Raw genomic sequence first — 19,071 nt, forward strand, 5'->3', positions numbered from 1 at the left:
CCCGCCGCCCCCGCCGCCGGGGACCCCGTGACGGTCGTTCCCTCACCGGACGACGCGGACACGCAACCGATCCACGACGACCTCTGGCACAGCGATCGCGGGCACAGCGACCGCGGGCACCCCGACCGTGCCCCGCTCACGCCCTCACCGGACGCGACCGACACCCAGCCGATCGACGACGGCCTGCGCGGCGAGGATCCCGCGAACGACGACGACCCGCCGCGTCGCTAGACTTGCCGGGTGCTCACGGTCGCGGTCCTCATCTCCGGTACCGGGTCGAACCTCCGGGTTCTGCTCGAAGCCGCGCGGTCGACCGACTTCCCCGCCCGCGTGGTCGCCGTCGGCGCCGACCGTGAGGCGGAGGGACTGGCGCACGCGGAGGAGTTCGCCATCCCCACCTTCGTCGTCCCGTACGAGAGGTTCGACACGCGTGAGCAGTGGGGGGCGGAGCTCGACGAACAGCTCCGGGTCTGGCAGCCCGATCTCGTCGTGCTGAGCGGGCTCATGCGCCTGCTGCCGCCCGACGTCGTCGCGGCGTGGGCGCCGCGACTGATCAACACGCATCCGGCGTACCTTCCCGAGTTCCCCGGGGCGCACGGCGTGCGCGATGCGCTCGCCGCCGGCGCGAGCGAGACCGGCGCGAGTGTCATCGTCGTCGACGACGGCGTCGACACCGGCCCGATCCTCGCCCAGGAGCGCGTCGCGGTGCTGCCCGGCGACACTGAGCACACCCTCCACGACCGCATCAAACCGGTCGAACGCCGGCTGCTGATCGACGTGATCCGCCGCGTCGCGACCGGTGAACTCGACCTTTCCTTCCCCAGAACCTAACCCCCAGGAGTACCGCATGGCAGGCCCCGCGATCGACCCGACCCTCTACCGTCCCCGCGACGTGGTGCCCGTGCGTCGTGCACTGGTGTCGGTCAGCGACAAGACCGACCTGCTCGACCTCGCGGAGGCTCTCGGCGCCGCCGGGGTGGAGATCGTGTCGACCGGCGGGTCGGCCGCGCTGCTGCGCGAAGCCGGGTACCAGGTCACCGACGTGGCCTCCGTCACCGGCTTCCCCGAGGCGCTCGACGGTCGCGTCAAGACGCTGCACCCCGGCGTCCACGCGGGCCTGCTGGCCGATCTGCGTCTGGAGCAACACGAACAGCAGCTGTCGCAGCTGGGCATCCAGCCGTTCGAACTGGTCGTCGTGAACCTGTATCCGTTCGTCGAGACGGTCGCCTCCGGCGCGGCCGGGGATGCCGTGGTCGAGCAGATCGACATCGGCGGCCCGGCGATGGTGCGCGCCTCTGCGAAGAACTTCGCGAACGTGGCCATCGTGGTCTCGCCCACTGCATACCCCGCCATCATCGACGCCGTCCGGGCGGGGGGAACGACGCTCGCGCAGCGCCGCGAACTGGCCGCGCGCGCGTTCGCGCACACCGCTGCCTACGACCGCGCCGTCTCCACCTGGTTCGCGGAGGAGACGATCGCCGAAGAGGGCGACCTGCCCATGCACCTCACGATCCGTGCCGAGCGCCAGACCGTGCTGCGGTATGGCGAGAACTCGCACCAGCGCGCCGCGATCTACTCGCGCGTGGGTGGCCACGGCATCGCGCAGGCCACGCAACTGCAGGGCAAGGAGATGTCCTTCAACAACTACATCGATGCGGATGCTGCGCTGCGCGCCGCGTTCGACATGATCCGGCCCGCCGTCGCCATCATCAAACACGCCAACCCGTGCGGCATCGCGGTGGCCGCCCCGCAGGCGCTCGACCCGATCGCGTCGGCGCACCTGCGGGCGCACGAGTGTGACCCGGTATCGGCGTTCGGCGGGGTGATCGCGGCCAACCGGACCGTCACGCTCAAGATGGCCGAGAACCTGCGTGACATCTTCACCGAGGTCATCGTCGCGCCCGACTACGCGCCCGAGGCGCTGGAGCTGTTCCGGCTGAAGAAGAACCTCCGGGTGCTGAAACTCCCCGCCGACTGGCGCCAGGAGCCGATGGATGTGCGGCTGGTCTCGGGCGGGCTGCTGCTGCAAGACGCCGACCGCTTCCCCGACGAGGTCGAGTCGGTCGCGCAGAACTGGCAGCTCGTCGCGGGCCCCCGCCCCGACCCGAGCGAGTTGCAGGGGATGATCTTCGCGTGGAAGGCGTGCCGTGCGGTGAAGTCCAACGCGATCGTCCTGGCGCAGGACTCCGCAACGGTCGGCATCGGGATGGGGCAGGTCAACCGCCTCGATTCCTGTCACCTCGCGGTGGACCGGGCGGGCGCACGCGTGGTGGGATCCGTCGCCGCCTCCGACGCCTTCTTCCCGTTCGCGGATGGGCCGCAGGTGCTGATCGACGCGGGCGTCAAGACCATCATCCAGCCCGGCGGTTCCGTGCGTGACGACGAGGTGGTCGCCGCGGCACGCGCCGCGGACGTGACCATGTTCTTCACCGGGGAGCGGCACTTCTTCCACTGATCGGGTTGCGCAGGCGGGGAGTTCTCCCCATGTCCGTTTGCCACCGCGGCCGGATACGGTTGACACGGGAGCGCACGCCGACGGTGACCGCACGGTCGGCACGACGAGGGGGCACACGTGAGCGGTGAGGTCGACGGTCGCCCGGCGACTGGCGACGGGCCCGCCGGCGCCGTGCCCGGGATGACGACCGCCCCGTACGCCACGCGGGCCGTCGCGACGCTGATCGAGGTCGCCGCCGTCGCGGTACTCGCTGCACCGATTCTCATCCCGGTGCGGCGCGTGCTCGTCGCAGCTGCATCCGGCGACCCCATGACGCGGACCGAGTTCGTGTGGCTGCTTCCGGTCGTGTTCGTCTCGGCCGTGCCGGTCGTGTCGTTCCTCCTGGTGCAGTTGCTGTTCGTCGCCTGGCGCGGGGTGTCGCTCGGACGGGCGATCACCGGTCTGCGCGTCGTGAACGTTCACACGCTGGGGCCGCCCGGCGGGTGGCCGGCTGCCGTGCGCTTTCTCGTCGTGGCAGCGAGCTTTCTCGTTCCGGTGCTCGGCCCGCTGGTCGTCGTGATGCTCTCGCCGTTGCGGAGCCGGCGCGGGCGCGGCTGGCCCGACCGCGCCGCACAGACGTGGGTCGTGGAGCTCCGCGACACCGGCTCGGCCGCGCCGCAGATGCCCGATGCGCGCGCGCGCCCCGACGGCGACGCCAACCGGGTCGCATCCTGTGACGCGCTCCCGCCGGCGACGGCACCAGTCGTCGCGGCGGCAGTGGGGGTCGTGGCGGAACCGGTCACCGAGGTGATCGAGCCGGTTCCTGCGGTGGCCGCGCCCACGACGGACCGAGACGGGCGGCAACCGCTCGGGCTTCCCGCGATGGTTCCGGTCCAGAATCTGTTCCCCGCCCCCCTCGCGCCGGCTCGACCGCTCGATCCCGCGGACGCCGCGTTCGCGCCGGCCCGCGCGGAGGCGGCCTCGCCGGGCGGTGGAGCCGCCGGAGGCCGGGACGACGACTCGTCCGCGGACGGCGCGCTCGTGCTGTCCGCCGTGCCGGGGATGCCCTCCATCGCCCCGCTCCTGGCGGCACCGCCCGGCCTGCTCACCGGGCCCGACGGCGGTGCCTGGCCCAGCGAGGCCGGTGCGGCAGCTGCGGGCGGTGCTCCCATCGTCCTGACGGTCTCGCGCGTTGACGAGCTACCGACGCTGGCGGCCTACGCGGACATCACGACGGGATCGCGCACCACCGCCGTCAAGCAGAGCGGAACGGCTCCAATCGTCACCGTCTCCTGGGACACCGGGGGCGACGTCGAGATTTCACCGGGCGGTGTCGTCTTCGGCCGGGCCCCGACGATCACCCCCGCGTGGTCGATCGCTCGGGCCGCCGTCATCCGTGACGCGACGCGATCGATCTCCAGGACGCATCTGGCGGTCACGGTGCGGGGCGGGAGCGTCATCGTGGTCGAGCAGGGATCCACCAACGGCACCCAGCGTCTGCGCGGCACCGTGCGCACCACGCTCCCGCCCGGCGAAGCCGTGACGCTCGACGACGGAGACCTCCTGGTGATGGGTCAGCGCAGCGCCGTCGTGCGCATCCGCTGACAGCGCGCCGCCCCGGCAGCGCGATGGCCGATTTCCGCTGGTTCGGGGATCGCGCACATGACAGGGTGGGGGAATGCAGCTGACCTTCGACGAGCGGTACCGGGTGATCGAGGCGCGCGACACTCGCTTCGACGGCCAGTTCGTCACGGCGGTGCACTCCACGGGGATCTACTGCCGGCCGAGCTGTCCGGCCCGCACCCCGAAACCGTCGAACGTGACGTTCTACCCGACCAGCGCGGCCGCGCACGAGGCCGGCTACCGCGCATGCAAGCGGTGCCTCCCCGAGGCGGCACCCGGTTCCCCCGAATGGGACCTGCGTTCCGACCTCGCCGCGCGTGCGATGCGGCTGATCACCGACGGTGTCGTCGAACGCGACGGCGTCTCGGGGCTGGCCGCGCGGCTGGGGTACTCGACGCGGCACCTGTCGCGCCTGCTTCACGCCGAGCTCGGCGCCGGACCGCTCGCGCTGGCCCGCGCCCAGCGCGCCCACACGGCGCGCATGCTGCTGGTCGGCACCGACCTCACCGTCGCCGACATCGCGTTCTCGGCCGGCTTCGCCAGCATCCGCCAGTGCAACGACACGATCCGCGAGGTCTTCGGCCTGAGCCCGACGCAGGTCCGCGCGCGCCGCCGGATGCGTGAGCACGCCACACCCGGCGAGGTCGACCTCGCCCTGCCGCTGCGCGAGCCCATCGATCTGGACGGACTGTTCGCGTGGATGGCGGCGCGCGCGGTTCCCGGCATCGAGCAGGCCGGTGCTTCCGCATATGCGCGCTCGTTGGCGCTCCCGGGTGGTCCCGGGTGGTTCCGCATCTGGCACAGTGATCGTGGGCTGCGCCTGCGGGCGCGGGTGCCGCAGTTGAGTGACCTGCCCGTTGTCGTGGCCCGGGCACGACGACTGTTCGACCTCGATGCCGACCCCGCCGCGGTCGACGCCGCGCTCTCGGGCCACCCCGCCGTGGCGCCGCTGGTGGCGGCGGTGCCCGGCATTCGGGTGCCCGGTGCGGCCGACCCGCACGAGATGCTGATCCGCGCCATGATCGGGCAGCAGATCTCGGTCGCCGCGGCACGCACGGCGCTGACCACGCTGACCGCGGCGCTGGGGGAGGAGATGCCCAGGCATGACGGGGTGCACCGGCTGTTCCCCACCATGTCGGCGATCGCAGCGGGCGGCGCCGACGTGCTGCGCGGCCCGGCCGTGCGTCGCCGCGCGATCGTGTCGGCGGCGGCCGCCCTGGCCGACGGCACCCTCGCCCTCGGCACCGGCGACGACAACGCCGACCAGCGCGTGGCGCTCCTGGCCCGTCCCGGCATCGGACCGTGGACGGCGGACTACGTGCGCATGCGCGTGACCGGCGACCCGGACGTCTTCCTGAGCGGCGACGTCGCGGTGCGCGCGGGCGCGGCGGCCGCGGGACTGCCCGACGGGCCGCGCGAGCTGACGGCGTGGGCGGCCCGTACCGCGCCGTGGCGCAGTTACCTCACCGCCCACCTGTGGCGCGCGGTCCCGCCGCGCGCCGATGTTCGAACCCACCAGATCGGAGACGCGGCATGACCGCCACCATCCAGACCCTCGACACCCCCGACGGCCCGTTCACGCTCCTGGTCGACGAGCGACACCGCGTGCTCGCGTCGGGCTGGACCGCCGACCAGGGCGCCGTCCTGGAGCGGCTGACGGCCGCCCCGGACGACGTGCGCGAGGGCGAGGCGGCCGCGGCGGATGCCGTGCGCGCCTACTACGCGGGCGACCTGCACGCCATCGACGACGTCGAGGTCTCCCAGACCGGCACCGACCTGCAACGGGCCGGGTGGGCCGCCCTGCGGCGCATCACCCCCGGCCAGCCGATGACGTACACCGCATTCGCGGCGGCGCTGGGCCGGCCCACGGCCGTGCGCGCGGCGGCATCCATCTGTGCGCGCAACGCACCGGCCCTGTTCGTCCCCTGCCACCGGGTGCTGCGCGGCGACGGCAGCCTCGGCGGGTTCGCGTGGGGGACCGACGTCAAGCGGGCGCTCCTGGCCCGCGAGTCCCGCTGACCCGAGCGCCGCGCGACGAGGGGGGTTGCGGGGCCTCAGCGACGTGCCTAGGCTGGAAGGCTGTCGTGACGCTCGTGCGAACACGGCGGTTCCCGTCATCGCATCGAGGAGGTACGCCATGTTCCCGGCCATCGTCCCTGCCATGACCCCGGCGCGTCCCTGAGCTCCTTCGCACGCGCTGAGCGACCGCGACGACCAGAATCCCCACACCCCGCCGGCGGCCACGCCGCCGCGCGGCCACCACCGCGCTGCCCGGCGAGCCCCGCACGGAGAGACCATGATCACCACCACATCGCCTCGGACGTCGCTGTCGACGCTCCGGGCGCTGGCGCGCCTGTATCCGTACGCGCGCCCGGTGATCCCACGCCTCGTGCTCGGCGGGGTGAGCGCCCTCGCCGCCAGCGTGCTCGCCCTCAGCATCCCGCTCGTGCTCGAACAGGTGGTGCGGGGGCCGATCGGTTCGGGCGATCGCGTCCAGCTCGTCTGGGGCGCCGTTGCCGTCCTGGCGCTCGGCCTGGCCGAGGCAGTCATGGTGTGGGCGCGGCGATGGTTCGTGCTGGGGCCCGCCACCGGCGTCGAGTACGACCTGCGCACGAGCTTCTACCGCACGTTGCAGCGCCTGCCGGTCGCGTTCCACGACCGCTGGCAGTCAGGTCAGCTGCTCAGCCGCATGATGTAGGACATCGGCATGGTGCGCCGCTGGATCATGTTCGGGCTGGTGCTGCTGGTCGTGAACGTCCTCACGATCGGTATCGGCGCCGTGCTCCTGTTCCGATGGCACTGGATGCTGGGAACGACCTTCCTCATCGTGTGCGCCCCGCTGTGGTATGCCGGCTACCGGTTCGAGAAGAGCTACGGCGTGCTCACCCGGCGCAGTCAGGACCAGGCGGGTGACCTGGCGACCGCCGTCGAGGAGTCGGTGCACGGTATCCGCGTGCTCAAGGCGTTCGGGCGCGGCTCGCACGCCCTGCGCAACTTCACCCGCCAGGCCGAGACGCTGCGCGAGATCGAGCTGAGCAAGGCGCGCGCGATCGGTTGGGTCTGGTACTGGCTCGTGCTGCTGCCCGACATCGCGTTCGCGCTGTGCCTCGGCGTCGGGATCGCACTGACACTCGCCGGGCCCCTCGATGTCGCCGACCTGGTGGCGTTCTTCGCGATGGCGACGGCGCTGCGCTGGCCGATGGAGTCGATCGGCTTCCTGTTCTCGTTCCTGCTCGATACCCGCACCGCGACCGACCGCATCTTCGAGGTGTTCGACGAGCCGAACACGATCTCCGACCCCGCCGAGCCGGTGCGCCTGGCGCATTCCCGGGGTGCGCTCGCGTTCGAGGACGTGCACTTCCGGTATCAGGATGCCGGATCCGCCGAGCGGGACCTGCTCGACGGTGTCGACCTCGTCCTCCGCCCGGGTGAGACGATGGCGCTGGTCGGGCTGACCGGCTCGGGAAAGACCACGCTGACGACCCTGCCGACCCGGTTGTACGACGTCACCGGCGGGCGGGTGACCCTCGACGGTGTGGATGTGCGCGACCTCGCGCTCGGGGAGCTGCGCGCGCACGTCGGCATGGCGTTTGAGGACGCCACGTTGTTCTCGCAGTCCGTCCGCGACAACGTGCTGCTCGGCCGGGAGGACCTGGTGCCGGGGTCACCGGAGGCCGAGCGGGTGCTGCGGGAGGCGCTCGCGGTGGCGCAGGCATCCTTCGTCGATGACCTGCCCGCGGGTGTGGACACCGTCATCGGTGAGGAGGGGCTCAGCCTGTCGGGCGGTCAGCGCCAGCGACTCGCCCTCGCGCGCGCGGTCGCCGCGCAACCGGTGGTGCTGGTGCTCGACGATCCGCTGTCGGCGCTCGACGTCGAGACGGAGGCGCTTGTCGAGACGGCGCTGCGCGATGTGCTGTCGGCGACCACCGCGCTCGTGGTCGCCCACCGGCCGTCCACGGTCATGCTCGCCGACCGGGTCGCGCTGCTGCAGGCCGGTCGCATCACGGCGGTCGGCACCCACACCGAACTGTTGCGCACGAGCGAGCACTACCGGCACGTGCTGTCGAGCCTCGCGGAAGAACGCGACGGGGAGGTGACCGCGTGAACGAGACCGACGTGACCGGTACCCGCGGCGAAGACCGGTCGGACTACACGCGCACCCAGTCGCGGACGATCCGGCGGCGCTCGACGCGGCTCCTCGGCTCGCTCGTGCATCCGGTGCGCTGGCAGCTGGCGCTCGCCGCGGTGGTGCTCGTGATCTCGACCGCGCTGCGCGTGACGGGGCCGGCACTGATCGCGTACGGCATCAACTCCGCGCTGCCGGCGGCGCGCGAGGGCGACGGGATGCCGACGATCGTCGTGGTCGCCGTCTATCTGGTGGCCGCGATCGGCGGCGCCGCGCTGATCGGCTGGTACGTGGTCGTCGCGGCCCGCCTCACTCAAGCGGTCATGCTCGACCTGCGGACCCGTATCTTCCGGCATACGCAGCGGCTGAGCCTCGAATTCCACGAGTCGTATACGTCGGGCCGCATCATCTCTCGACAGACGAGCGACCTCGAGTCGATCCGCGAACTGCTCGACGGTGGACTCAACGAGCTGGTGTCGGGCGTGCTGTTCGGAGCATTCACTCTCGTCGCGCTGCTGCTTCTGGATGCGGAATCCGGCATCATCCTCGTCATCATGGGAGTGCCGCTGTTCCTCCTGATGCGCTGGTTCTACCGTCACTCGCAGCGCGTGTACCGGCAATCGCGGGTCATCAGCGCGAAGGTCATCGTGCAGTTCGTGGAGACGATGACGGGCATCCGCGCCGTGAAAGCATTCCGCACCGAAGAACGCGGCGACCGCGACTTCGGGGACGTGTCCGGACAGTACCGTGACGTGAACCAGCGGTCGATCCGGCTGTTCGGTACGTTCGAGCCCGGCATGATGGCCGTCGCGGCGGCGGCGATCGCGCTCGTGCTGCTGTGGGGCGGCATCCGGGTGACCGACGGCACCCTGCAGGTGGGCACGCTTTTGGCGGCCGTGCTGTACGTGCGCAACTTCTTCTTGCCGTTACAGGAGGTGGCGTTCTTCCTGAACTCGTACCAGTCCGCGACTGCGGCGCTGGAGAAGGTGTCGGGGGTGCTGGAGGAGGAGCCCACGGTGCCCGATCCGGACCAGCCGGTGGACCTGTGGCGTTCGCGGGGCCACGTGGAGTTTCGCGGCGTCGAGTTCGGCTACGCGCGGGACCGCGTCATCCTGCCGGCGTTCTCGCTCGACATCCCGTCCGGGCAGGTGGTCGCGCTGGTCGGATCGACCGGCGCGGGCAAGTCGACGCTGGCCAAGCTCGCCTCACGGTTCTACGACCCCACGGCGGGGGCGGTGACCCTCGACGACGTCGATCTGCGGGCGCTGCATCCGAAGGACCTGCGCCGCGCGATCGTCATGGTCACGCAGGAGGCCTACCTGTTCAGCGGCACCGTCGCCGACAACATCGCGCTGGGAAAGCCCGAGGCGACGCTCGACGAGATCCGCGCGGCGGCCCAGGCGGTAGGCGCGGATGCGTTCATTCAGGAGCTGCCGAACGGCTACGCGACCGAGGTGAACAAGCGGGGTGGCCGGGTGTCGGCGGGGCAGCGGCAGCTGATCTCGTTCGCGCGGGCGTTCCTGGCCGACCCCGCGGTGCTGATCCTGGACGAGGCGACGGCATCCCTCGACATCCCGAGCGAACGGCAGGTCCAGGAGGCGCTGCAGACGCTGCTGGCCGACCGTACCGCGCTCATCATCGCGCACCGGTTGTCGACGGTGGCGATCGCCGACCGGGTGCTCGTCATGGACCGGGGGCGGATCGTCGAGGACGGCGCCCCAGATGCCCTGATCGCCGGCACCGGCCGGTTCGCGGCGCTGCACCGCGCCTGGCGCGAGTCCCTGGTGTAGCGCCCCGCCCGCCTTCCCGCGCCGCCTCGCGCCCCTCATCCGCACCCACGCAACGCCGCAAATCTGCACAACTCCGCACCACCCCGGGGGTCCGCGTCCGGAGAACCGCAGATCCCCGGAACTGCGCAGCATGCCGGGTGGATGCCGCGGCGCGCGGCGTGCCCGTGGTCAGAGGCGGATCTGCGCGATGACCTCACCGAACTCGGTCTCGTCGACGGGGGTGAATCCCACCCGCTCGAAGAAGGCCTCGGGGCCGCCCTCGCCCGCCTCATAGATCACGTCGACGTGGTCCATGCCGCGGTTACGCGCTTCGGCGAGCAACTCCTCGACGGCGAACCGCCCGACGCCGCGCCCCTGGTCCCCGGCATCGACGTTGATGCGCCACAGCACCGACTTGAAGTGCTGTTGAGGGGCATCCGTGTCGAAGTTCGCGCTGACGAACCCGACGACCTGGTCGCCGTCGAGCACCACGCGTTGCCAGGACGTCGAGGGATTCACGACGGACGCAGCCACGGCGTAACTGGTCGGGGCGAGGAACTGCTCCTGGCCCGGTTTGAGCGACATGGTGTTCACCGCGACGATGGTCGCGGCCGACAGTTCCACAAGGGTCAGGTCAGACATGGCCATAGGGTACCCGTCCAACGCCGTGCTGGCACCTGTCATTATGATTCCCGAATCGGCGCGGGCCTCCGCGCACGGTAGTTTTGTCGGTGAGAGCACACGTTCTGAGAACGGAGAAACGACCGCCGATGTCCGAGTCGACCATCATCTACACCTACACCGACGAGGCACCCGCGCTCGCCACCGCCTCGTTCCTGCCGATCGTGCAGGCCTACGCACGTCAGGCGGGGGTTCAGGTCGAGACCCGGGACATCTCGCTCGCCGGGCGCATCCTCGCCGCGTTCCCGCAGCGGCTGACGCCCGAACAGCAGGTGGGGGACGCCCTCGCCGAACTGGGAGGCCTGGCGACGCTGCCGGAGGCGAACATCATCAAGCTGCCGAACATCTCGGCATCCATTCCGCAGCTGAAGGCGGCGATCGCCGAGTTGCAGCAGCAAGGCTTCGACGTGCCGGACTACCCCGATGAGCCCGGGTCGGTCGACGAGAAGGACGTCCGCGCCCGCTACGACCGGATCAAGGGATCGGCGGTCAACCCGGTGTTGCGCGAGGGCAACAGCGACCGACGCGCACCGCTGTCGGTCAAGAACTACGCCCGCACGCATCCGCACCTGAACAAGCCGTTCCCGGCCGGCACGAAGACGCGCGTGGCGACGATGGACGCCGATGACTTCCGCCACAACGAGAAGTCCTGGGTCGCCGCGCACGACGACGTGCTGACCGTCCGTCACACCGCCGAGGACGGCACCGTGACCGTCCTGAAGGACGATTTCAAGGTGCTGCCGCGCGAGATCGTCGACGCGACGTTCCTGTCTGCCGCTGCGCTCGACGCCTTCCTGGCCGAGACGCTCGCCGCCGCCAAGGCCGACGACGTGTTGTACTCGGTACACCTGAAGGCGACGATGATGAAGGTCAGCGACCCGATCATCTTCGGTCATGTCGTGCGTGCGTTCTTCGCCGACATCTTCGCCCGGTACGGCGCGCAGCTCGCCGAGGCCGGCCTGACCGGCAACAACGGACTCGGGGCGATCCTCAACGGGCTGAGCGAGATCGCCGACGGCGAGCAGATCGCCGCCGCGTTCGACGCCGCGATCGCCGCCGGTCCCCGGCTGTCGTACGTCAACTCCGACAAGGGCATCACGAACCTGCACGTGCCGTCCGACGTGATCGTGGATGCCTCCATGCCGGCGCTGGTGCGCAACGGCGGCAAGCTATGGGGCGTCGACGGCGGCGAGGACGACACGATCGCCGTCATCCCCGACTCGTCGTATGCCGGCGTGTATCAGGCCGTGATCGACGACGTGATCGCGCACGGTCCGCTGGACCCCACCACGATCGGCACCGTTCCGAACGTGGGCCTCATGGCGCAGGCGGCCGAGGAGTACGGCAGCCACGACAAGACGTTCGAGATTCCGTCCGCCGGCATCGTGGAGGTGCTCGACGGCGAGGGCGAGGTGCTCATCGAGCATCACGTCGGTGCCGGTGACATCTGGCGGGCGACCCAGACCAAGCACATCGCGGTGATCGACTGGGTGCGCCTGGCCGTCACGCGTGCCCGCGCCACGGGCGTTCCCGCCGTGTTCTGGCTCGACGTGAACCGTGCGCACGACGCGCAGTTGATCGCGAAGGTGCATCAGGCCCTCGCGCTCCTCGACGTCGATGACGTGCAGATCAAGATCGCCGCTCCCGCCGACGCGACGCGGTACACACTGGAGCGCATGCGGCAGGGCCTGGACACAATCTCGGTGTCGGGGAACGTGCTGCGCGACTACCTCACCGATCTGTTCCCGATCCTCGAGGTGGGTACGAGCGCGAAGATGCTCTCGATCGTGCCGTTGCTGGCCGGCGGCGGACTGTTCGAGACCGGTGCCGGTGGGTCGGCTCCCAAGCACGTGCAGCAGCTGCTCTCCGAGAACTATCTGCGCTGGGACTCGCTGGGCGAGTTTTTCGCGCTGGCGGCCTCGTTCGAGCATCTGGCCGAGCGGGAGTCCAATCCTCGCGCGCAGATTCTGGCCGAGACTCTGGATGCCGCGACCGGCACGTTCCTGGAAGAAGACCGGTCGCCGGGGCGCAAGCTCGGCACCACCGACAACCGGGGGAGCCACTACTACCTCGCGCGGTACTGGGCGGAGCAACTGGCTGCGCAGTCGGGCGATACCGAGCTCGCGGCGACGTTCGCCCCGATCGCGCAGCGGCTGGTCGCCGAGGAGCAGGAGATCGTCGCGGAGCTGGCCGCCGTGCAGGGCAACCCCGCCGACATCCACGGCTACTACCACCCCGACCTGGCGCTGGTCGCCGGCGTGATGCGTCCCAGCCCCACGCTGAACACCATCATCGACGGCATCTGAGCCCCCCTCCCGCCCCGCCCCGGCCGTGGCCCGCGAGACTACAGCTGTGCTATCGAGACCGTGCGTAGTCCGCAGGGTTTCGATACCGCGTTTGTAGTCTCGTGGGTCCTCGCGGGTCCTCGCGGGTCTCGCGCGCGCGGTCCGGTCGGGCGGGGCCGGACTGGGCGGGGCGGGGGCGGACTGCGAGACTACAGCTGTGCTATCGAGACCGTGCGTAGTCCGCAGGGTTTCGATACTGCGCGTGTAGTCTCGCGGGGGCGCGGGGGCGGGTGTCAGCCGTGGATCCAGACGTCGGCGCCGGTGGGCGCCCACTGGTAGATCTGTTCTGCGCGCCAGTTCGGCATGCCGACGCAGCCGTGGCTCTGCTGGGTGCCGAAGCTGTTGTGCCAGTACACGCCGTGGAAGGCCTGATCGCCGTTGAAGTACATGATCCACTCGACGTTGGGCACCTCGTAGGTCCAGTACGGGTTGTCGGGATCGGTGGAGCGCATGGTCTGCGAGCGCACGTGCCAGTTGACCGTGAAGCGTCCCTGATGCGTCGGCGAGATGTCCAGTCCACTGGAGATCGGCCAGGAGTCGACGACCGCGCCGTTCTCCTTCAGGTAGAGGCGCTGCTCGCTCAGATCGACCTCCAGCAGGCGCACCTTCTCGACCGTCTTGTGCGGGGTGACCTCGACCGGCAGCGTGAACACGCCGTTGCCGTCGCTGAGCTGAGCGGCGAACTCCGACGCGATGCCCGTGGTGGCGCCGAGCACGCGACCGTCTGCTCCCTCGATCGAGGTGCGCAGCACGGTGCCGGCGGAGTTTGCGATGACGGTCGCGTCGGCGACCGTCTGATTGATCTCGTCCTTGAGCCCGGCGACGACCTTCTGGATCTGCGCGGGGTCGGCGGTGATCTTCAACTCACCGTCGGCGTCGGCGTCGACGGTCAGCCACGTCGCGACGGTCTCGGGCGAGACGGCGACCGTGCGTTCGTCGCCGACGTAGAAGCCAACCGTTTCCAGCATGTCGTTGAGTTCGGATGCCGTGGCCTGCGCCATCTCGGTCGTGGTCGAGGGGGCGACCGGAGTCGTCGACAACTCGATCTGCGTCGTGCCGGCACCGCTGTTCATCGCCTGTTCCAGGCCCGCGCGGACGGCCTCGACGTCGACTCCCTGGCCATCGACGGCGGGCGTGACCGTGTACTTGCCGCCGGCGAACGCGACGCTCGCCGGCTGGGCGGGAATGTAATGATCGGGGCTGGCGGTGCGCAGCGCGGCGGCAGCCGCCTCGGCATCGAGCGTCACCTCGACCGGTTCGCTGTCGCTGAACCAGGTGGTGACGTTCCACATCGGATGCGCGTCGAACGCCGCCGTCGCCAGCGCCTGGGCGTCGACCGTCGCGCCCAGGTCGGCACCGCTCACGTTCGGGCCGCCGTCACCGATCGTGACCTCGGTGTCGGCGAGCCGGGAGGAGATCGCATCGGATGCGGCGCCCGCAGTGAGGAATCCGACCGGAACGCCGGCGACCGTGGTGCCGGGCGCGATCAGGATGAGGGATGCGGCGACGGCGCCGAGAGCGAGGACGCCGACGGGGATGCCGACCGCCAGCAGGACGCGGCGCTTGCTGCGTTGCGCGGGCTGCTGCGGCGCCCACTGCGCGGGCGCATCCTGCACCGGCGCATCGTGCAGGGGTGCGCCGGGCGCGGGCGCGCCAGCGGTTACGGTGGGGGTGATAGCCGCTTCGCCTGTTGGGGTGTCTACGACGTCGGTCACGTCCAACCCTCGATTCCTGAGTGTGTGTTCCATCCATGGTAGAGGAGCATCCCGACACCAACCCGGGAAAACGGTGATCAGGGCTCGGTTTCCGCCCTCGGCCGGTAACGGATGCATAACTGTCCGCCGCTGCGTGGGCCGGGTTGTGCCGCGCCCGGTTCGTGAGGTGTACTAACAAACATGGCTGTGGCTCAGGCGGGTGAGGTGGTGCGGGGCTTCTCGCGCGGCCTGCGCCCGGTCGCGAAGGCGCTCCCCGGGCACGGGCGCGCCCACAACCGATCGCTCCTGATGCAGACGCTTTTCCGCGACGGGTCGATGAGTCGCGCGGACCTGTCCCGGCGGACCGCGCTGACCCGGGTCACGGTATCGGACCTCGTCGCCGAGCTCATCGCCGACGGACTCCTCATCGAGCGGGGTCTGCAGGGAAACCCCGGTCCCGGCAAGCCCGCGACGCTCGTCGACCTGAACCACGCCGGACACTGCACGGTGGGCCTTGACCTGTCGGGAAGCGACACGCTGCGCGGCGCTGTCCTCGGCCTCGACGGTGACGTGCTGATCCGGCACCACCTTCCGGTGCCGGCGGACCCCGCGGCGATCGTCGGGAGCGCCATCTCGTTCGCCCGCGAGCTCGTGGCGCGCGCTCCCGCGCCCGTGCTCGGCGTCGGGGTCGGCAGCCCCGGCGTGATCGACGATCGGGGCGTGGTGCACACCACTGCCAACTTCGGATGGACCGTCGTGGATCTGCGCGGCATCCTCTCCGCCGCCGTCGATGTGCCGGTGTGGGTGGTCAATGACGCCGACGCCGCGATCCGAGCGGAGTATGCGTTCGGCGACGGACATGATGACCTCCTTCTCGTGCGCGTCGGCCGGGGTATCGGGTCGGCGCTGCTGTCCGGGGGCCTCGGCCTGCGTGGCCGCGGGTTCGCCGCGGGGGAGATCGGCCACGTCACCGTCGGCACCGACGGCGGCCCGATGTGCGGCTGCGGGCGCGTCGGCTGCCTGGAAGCGTGGGTGTCGGTCCCCGCGCTGACCGGACACCCACCCGAGGACCGCGACCGGATCCTCCGCGATGCCGGCGTGCGTCTGGGGATCGCCCTGGCTCCGGTGGTCGGGATGCTCGATCTGTCGGAGGTCGTGTTGTCGGGGCCGCACGACCTCCTTTCCGGCGAACTGCGCCGCGCCACGGCGGACACCCTGCGGGAGCGTACCCTCCTCAGTGACCGGCTCCGGGTGCGCGTGTCCGCGCAGGGCGAGGACATCGTGCTGCGCGGAGCGGCGATGATGGTGCTCTCCGAACGACTCGGGGTGTCCTAGCGGCACCCGACCCCCGGGGCGAATCGCCCCCTCCATCCCCCTAAGGAGAACGTCATGAGTCCCACTGCGAACGTGGGCGCGCCGATCGCGCCCTGCCCGCCCGTCGAGACGCGGGAGGAGGCGAGCGGCCGTGGCTGAGATCGTCATCGTCGAGTCCCGTCAGGCGGCCGGCGCCCTCGTGGCCGACCAGATCGCCGCGCTGATCGCCGCCCGGCCGGATGCCGTGCTGGGCCTGGCCACCGGCTCGACTCCGCTCCCGGTATACGAGGCGTTGCGGCCTCGACTGGCCGATGCCGACCTCTCCCGGGTGCGGGGGTTCGCGCTTGACGAGTACGTCGGCATCGACCCGACCCACCCCGAGAGCTACCGGGCGGTGATCACCCGCGAGGTCGTGGAACCGCTCGGGTTGAACCCGGCGCTCATCCACACCCCGGACGGCGCCCTGGAGACGATCACGCACGCCGGTGACGACTACGAACGCGCCATCACGGCGGCCGGTGGCGTGGATCTGCAGATCCTCGGCATCGGCACGTCGGGTCACATCGGCTTCAACGAGCCCGGGTCGTCGTTCGCGTCGCGCACCCGCGTGAAGACGCTGCTTCAGCAGACCAGACGCGATAACGCGCGCTTCTTCGACTCGATCGACTCCGTCCCCACGCACTGCATCACCCAGGGGCTCGGCACCATCCTGGCCGCGCGGCACCTGGTCCTCCTCGCGTTCGGGGAGAGCAAGGCGGCCGCGGTTGCCGGTGCGGTGGAAGGGCCGGTCACGTCGTCGTTGCCTGGCTCGGCGATCCAACTGCATCCGCATGTGACGGTGGTCGTCGACGAAGCGGCGGCCTCGTCGCTGGCCCACGCCGACTACTACCGCTACGCGTTCGCGAACAAACCCGACTGGCAGGGCCTGTGATCGGTCGTTGATCAGCGGGCGAAGACCTTGCCGGGGTTGAGGATGCCGGTCGGGTCGAACACCCGGGTGAGGTCGCGCTGGAGCCGCCACTGGTCGTCGCCGAGTTCGTCGGCGAGCCAGCGGCGCTTCAGCACGCCGATGCCGTGCTCTCCGGTGAGGGTTCCGCCCAGCCGCAGTGCGGCCTGGAACAGGTCGTCGGCGGCGGCCCAGATCTCGGCGGGCACTTCCGGCCCGTCGAAGATGAAGTTCGGGTGCAGGTTGCCGTCGCCGGCATGGCACACCGTGGGGATCTGCAGCCCGTGGGTGCGTTCCACCCGGGAGATCTCGTCGAACATCTCCGCCAGGCGGCTGCGCGGGACCGAAACGTCTTCGATCAGCGTCGTGCCGAGCCGCGCCATCGCAGGGTGCATTGAACGGCGGATCGTCAGCAGCCGTTCGCCCTCGGTGTCGTCGGCGGCCATCGTCACGTCGCCGCCTCCGTCGGTGAGAATTCCGACGATCGTTGCCGCTTCGGTTGCCGCGGCGGGTCCGTCGGTCTGCACCGTCAGCTGCGCCTGACCGGCCACGGGTGGATCCAGCCGCAGCAGGTCGTGCACGGCGGCGAGGGATGCGGTATCCATCAGTTCCATGATCGCCGGCTGCACGCCGGCGGCGGTGACGGCGGCCGCGGCGACCGCGGCGGCGCGCACGTCGGGGTAGGTCGCGGTGACGGTGCGCCGCTGGCCGGGGACCCGGTGCCGCAGTTTCAGCGTGGCGCCGACGATGACGCCGAGTGTCCCCTCCGAACCGATGACGAGCGAGGTGAGGTCGAGGCCGGTAACGCCCTTGACCGACCGGTGCCCGAGGGTGAGGAGTGTGCCGTCGGCCAGGACCAGGTCGACGCCGAGTACGGCGTCGCGTACGACGCCGTACTTCGCGCACAGCAGACCTCCAGCACCGGTCGCGATGTTGCCGCCCACTGTCGAGATGTCGCGGCTGGCGGGGTCGGGTGCCCACCAGAGGCCGTACTCGGCGAGCGCGTCATTCAGGTCGGCGTTGAGGATGCCGGGTTCGACCACGGCCAGGAGGTCGGTCGGACTCACCTCGATGATCTGGTCCATGCGCCGCACCGACAACGCGATCTCGCCTGCTCCCGTGTTGGCGCCGCCGGCGAGGCCGGTTCCGGCGCCGCGGGTCACAACCGGGGTGCGGGTGGCGTGGGCGATCCGGAGGGTGGTTTGCACGTCGGCGACCGAGGCGGCGTGAACGACCGCCAGCGGGGTCCCTTGCGCCGCGTGGCCGGACCGGTCCGAGCGCGCGGCCTCGCGCGCGGGCGACGAGACGTCCACGCGATCACCCAGTGCCTCACGTAGCGCGGCGACGACCTCGACGGTCATGCGATCCGGCGGAGACCGGCGACGAGGCCGACCGGCACCGACACGATCGCGAAGGCGAGGCCGATCCACGCCTGCCCCGCGGACCACCACGCGATGGTCGCCCCGGCATAGAAACACAGCTCGACGAAAGCGCGCAGGAACGGGTGCACGTTCACCACGGCGCGGGGAGACAGGAACAACGCCCAGATCAGCACGGCGACCAGGGGCGTCACGATGCCCGCGACGACGTTCCACGGGGCGGTCCAGGCGGTGAAGCCCCAGATGGCGAAGGTGACGACGGCGAACAGGCCGCACAGCGCGACGATCAGGTCGATGACCGACAGTGCCGGAACGGTGCCGGCGGTGCCGCGGGGTGGGGGAGACGTGGGGGCTGGGTGTGCCATGACTCCAGCCTACGGAAGTGTCGGGTCCAGTACCGGGTTGACGAGGGCCGGCATCGGGAACGAGGTCGCTTCGCCGGTCACACCGTCGATGACGTAGGCGAACTCCACGGTCTCGGTCACCGTGGTGTCCCACTTCCGTTTGACGGAGACCTCCGCGCTCCCGCTTGCGGGGATGACGACGGTGGCGACCTGCTCCTCGGCGATAGAGACGAGCACCGTGGTCCCCGGCTCGGCAACGACCGTGAACGTCACGTCGACCTGACCGGACGCGCCCGCGAAGGTGATCGAGCGGACCGATACCTGCGGTAGTTGATCCGGGAAGGTGGGCCCCGGCGGCGGGGTGGGCGTCGGATCCGGTGTCGGTGTGGGGGCCGGTGTCGGAGTGGGGTCCGGGG

At 70.8% G+C, this 19,071-nt stretch carries 14 protein-coding genes and 2 pseudogenes; 11 read left to right on the forward strand and 5 right to left on the reverse strand.

The genetic code is table 11. From position 1 onward, the window contains the following. From ACK5KK_RS16010 to ACK5KK_RS16045, 8 genes and pseudogenes are all read left to right on the forward strand, one after another. Positions 1–231, forward strand: a pseudogene (locus ACK5KK_RS16010) (hypothetical protein); the annotation flags it as partial. A gap of 9 nt (positions 232–240) precedes the next feature. Then, positions 241–831 (forward strand): phosphoribosylglycinamide formyltransferase, encoded by a 591-nt coding sequence (gene purN, locus ACK5KK_RS16015; RefSeq protein ID WP_416891077.1) that lies wholly within the window; start codon positions 241–243, stop codon positions 829–831. 16 nt (positions 832–847) lie between these two features. Beyond that, entirely contained in the window at positions 848–2,455 is a 1,608-nt protein-coding gene (gene purH, locus ACK5KK_RS16020) for a bifunctional phosphoribosylaminoimidazolecarboxamide formyltransferase/IMP cyclohydrolase (RefSeq protein WP_416891078.1), read from the forward strand. Positions 2,456–2,572: 117 nt separating this feature from the next. Next, entirely contained in the window at positions 2,573–4,039 is a 1,467-nt protein-coding gene (locus tag ACK5KK_RS16025; protein WP_416891079.1) for an RDD family protein, read from the forward strand. A 73-nt stretch (positions 4,040–4,112) separates the two neighbouring features. Further along, positions 4,113–5,594, forward strand: a complete 1,482-nt coding sequence (locus ACK5KK_RS16030; protein ID WP_416891080.1) for a DNA-3-methyladenine glycosylase 2 family protein — start codon at positions 4,113–4,115, stop codon at positions 5,592–5,594. After that, positions 5,591–6,076, forward strand: a complete 486-nt coding sequence (locus ACK5KK_RS16035; RefSeq protein WP_416891081.1) for a methylated-DNA--[protein]-cysteine S-methyltransferase — start codon at positions 5,591–5,593, stop codon at positions 6,074–6,076. The genes ACK5KK_RS16030 and ACK5KK_RS16035 overlap by 4 nt, the downstream gene beginning before the upstream one ends. Positions 6,077–6,353: 277 nt before the next feature. Then, positions 6,354–8,162, forward strand: a pseudogene (locus ACK5KK_RS16040) (ABC transporter ATP-binding protein). Beyond that, a complete protein-coding gene (locus ACK5KK_RS16045; RefSeq protein WP_416891082.1) occupies positions 8,159–9,973 on the forward strand; it encodes an ABC transporter ATP-binding protein in 1,815 nt (604 codons plus the stop codon). Before ACK5KK_RS16040 ends, ACK5KK_RS16045 begins: the two are co-directional and overlap by 4 nt. A gap of 168 nt (positions 9,974–10,141) precedes the next feature. Here the strand turns inward: ACK5KK_RS16045 and ACK5KK_RS16050 are convergent, their stop codons facing one another. Then, positions 10,142–10,594, reverse strand: coding sequence for a GNAT family N-acetyltransferase (locus ACK5KK_RS16050; protein WP_416891083.1), 453 nt, complete (start codon positions 10,592–10,594; stop codon positions 10,142–10,144). Positions 10,595–10,722: 128 nt separating this feature from the next. Between ACK5KK_RS16050 and ACK5KK_RS16055 the strand changes: the two genes are divergently transcribed. Continuing rightward, positions 10,723–12,939, forward strand: coding sequence for an NADP-dependent isocitrate dehydrogenase (locus ACK5KK_RS16055; protein WP_416891084.1), 2,217 nt, complete (start codon positions 10,723–10,725; stop codon positions 12,937–12,939). Between the two features lie 272 nt (positions 12,940–13,211). On the opposite strand, the gene ACK5KK_RS16060 is transcribed toward ACK5KK_RS16055, so the two are convergent. Next, positions 13,212–14,693 carry a L,D-transpeptidase family protein gene (locus ACK5KK_RS16060; RefSeq protein ID WP_416891085.1) on the reverse strand — a complete coding sequence of 494 codons (1,482 nt, stop codon included), beginning with the start codon at positions 14,691–14,693 and terminating at the stop codon, positions 13,212–13,214. 180 nt (positions 14,694–14,873) lie between these two features. On the opposite strand from ACK5KK_RS16060, the gene ACK5KK_RS16065 reads away from it, so the two are divergent. Together ACK5KK_RS16065 and ACK5KK_RS16070 are read left to right on the forward strand one after the other, a co-directional pair. Continuing rightward, complete coding sequence (locus ACK5KK_RS16065; protein ID WP_416891086.1) at positions 14,874–16,007, forward strand: ROK family protein; 1,134 nt, start codon at positions 14,874–14,876, stop codon at positions 16,005–16,007. Positions 16,008–16,137: 130 nt separating this feature from the next. Then, positions 16,138–16,917, forward strand: a complete 780-nt coding sequence (locus tag ACK5KK_RS16070) for a glucosamine-6-phosphate deaminase (protein WP_416891087.1) — start codon at positions 16,138–16,140, stop codon at positions 16,915–16,917. 11 nt (positions 16,918–16,928) lie between these two features. On the opposite strand, the gene ACK5KK_RS16075 is transcribed toward ACK5KK_RS16070, so the two are convergent. The 3 genes from ACK5KK_RS16075 to ACK5KK_RS16085 form a co-directional block, all read right to left on the reverse strand. After that, the gene (locus ACK5KK_RS16075) at positions 16,929–18,293 is read right to left on the reverse strand and encodes an FAD-binding oxidoreductase (RefSeq protein WP_416891088.1); all 1,365 of its coding nucleotides are present in this window, start codon (positions 18,291–18,293) and stop codon (positions 16,929–16,931) included. Beyond that, on the reverse strand, positions 18,290–18,676 hold the full coding sequence (locus ACK5KK_RS16080; RefSeq protein WP_416891089.1) for a YrdB family protein: 387 nt from the start codon (positions 18,674–18,676) through the stop codon (positions 18,290–18,292). Before ACK5KK_RS16080 ends, ACK5KK_RS16075 begins: the two co-directional genes overlap by 4 nt. A gap of 9 nt (positions 18,677–18,685) precedes the next feature. Continuing rightward, the coding region (locus ACK5KK_RS16085) for a hypothetical protein (RefSeq protein ID WP_416891090.1) at positions 18,686–19,071 on the reverse strand (386 nt) is incomplete at its 5' end.

The organism is Microbacterium sp. (assembly GCF_047972865.1).
GTDB lineage: Bacteria > Actinomycetota > Actinomycetes > Actinomycetales > Microbacteriaceae > Microbacterium.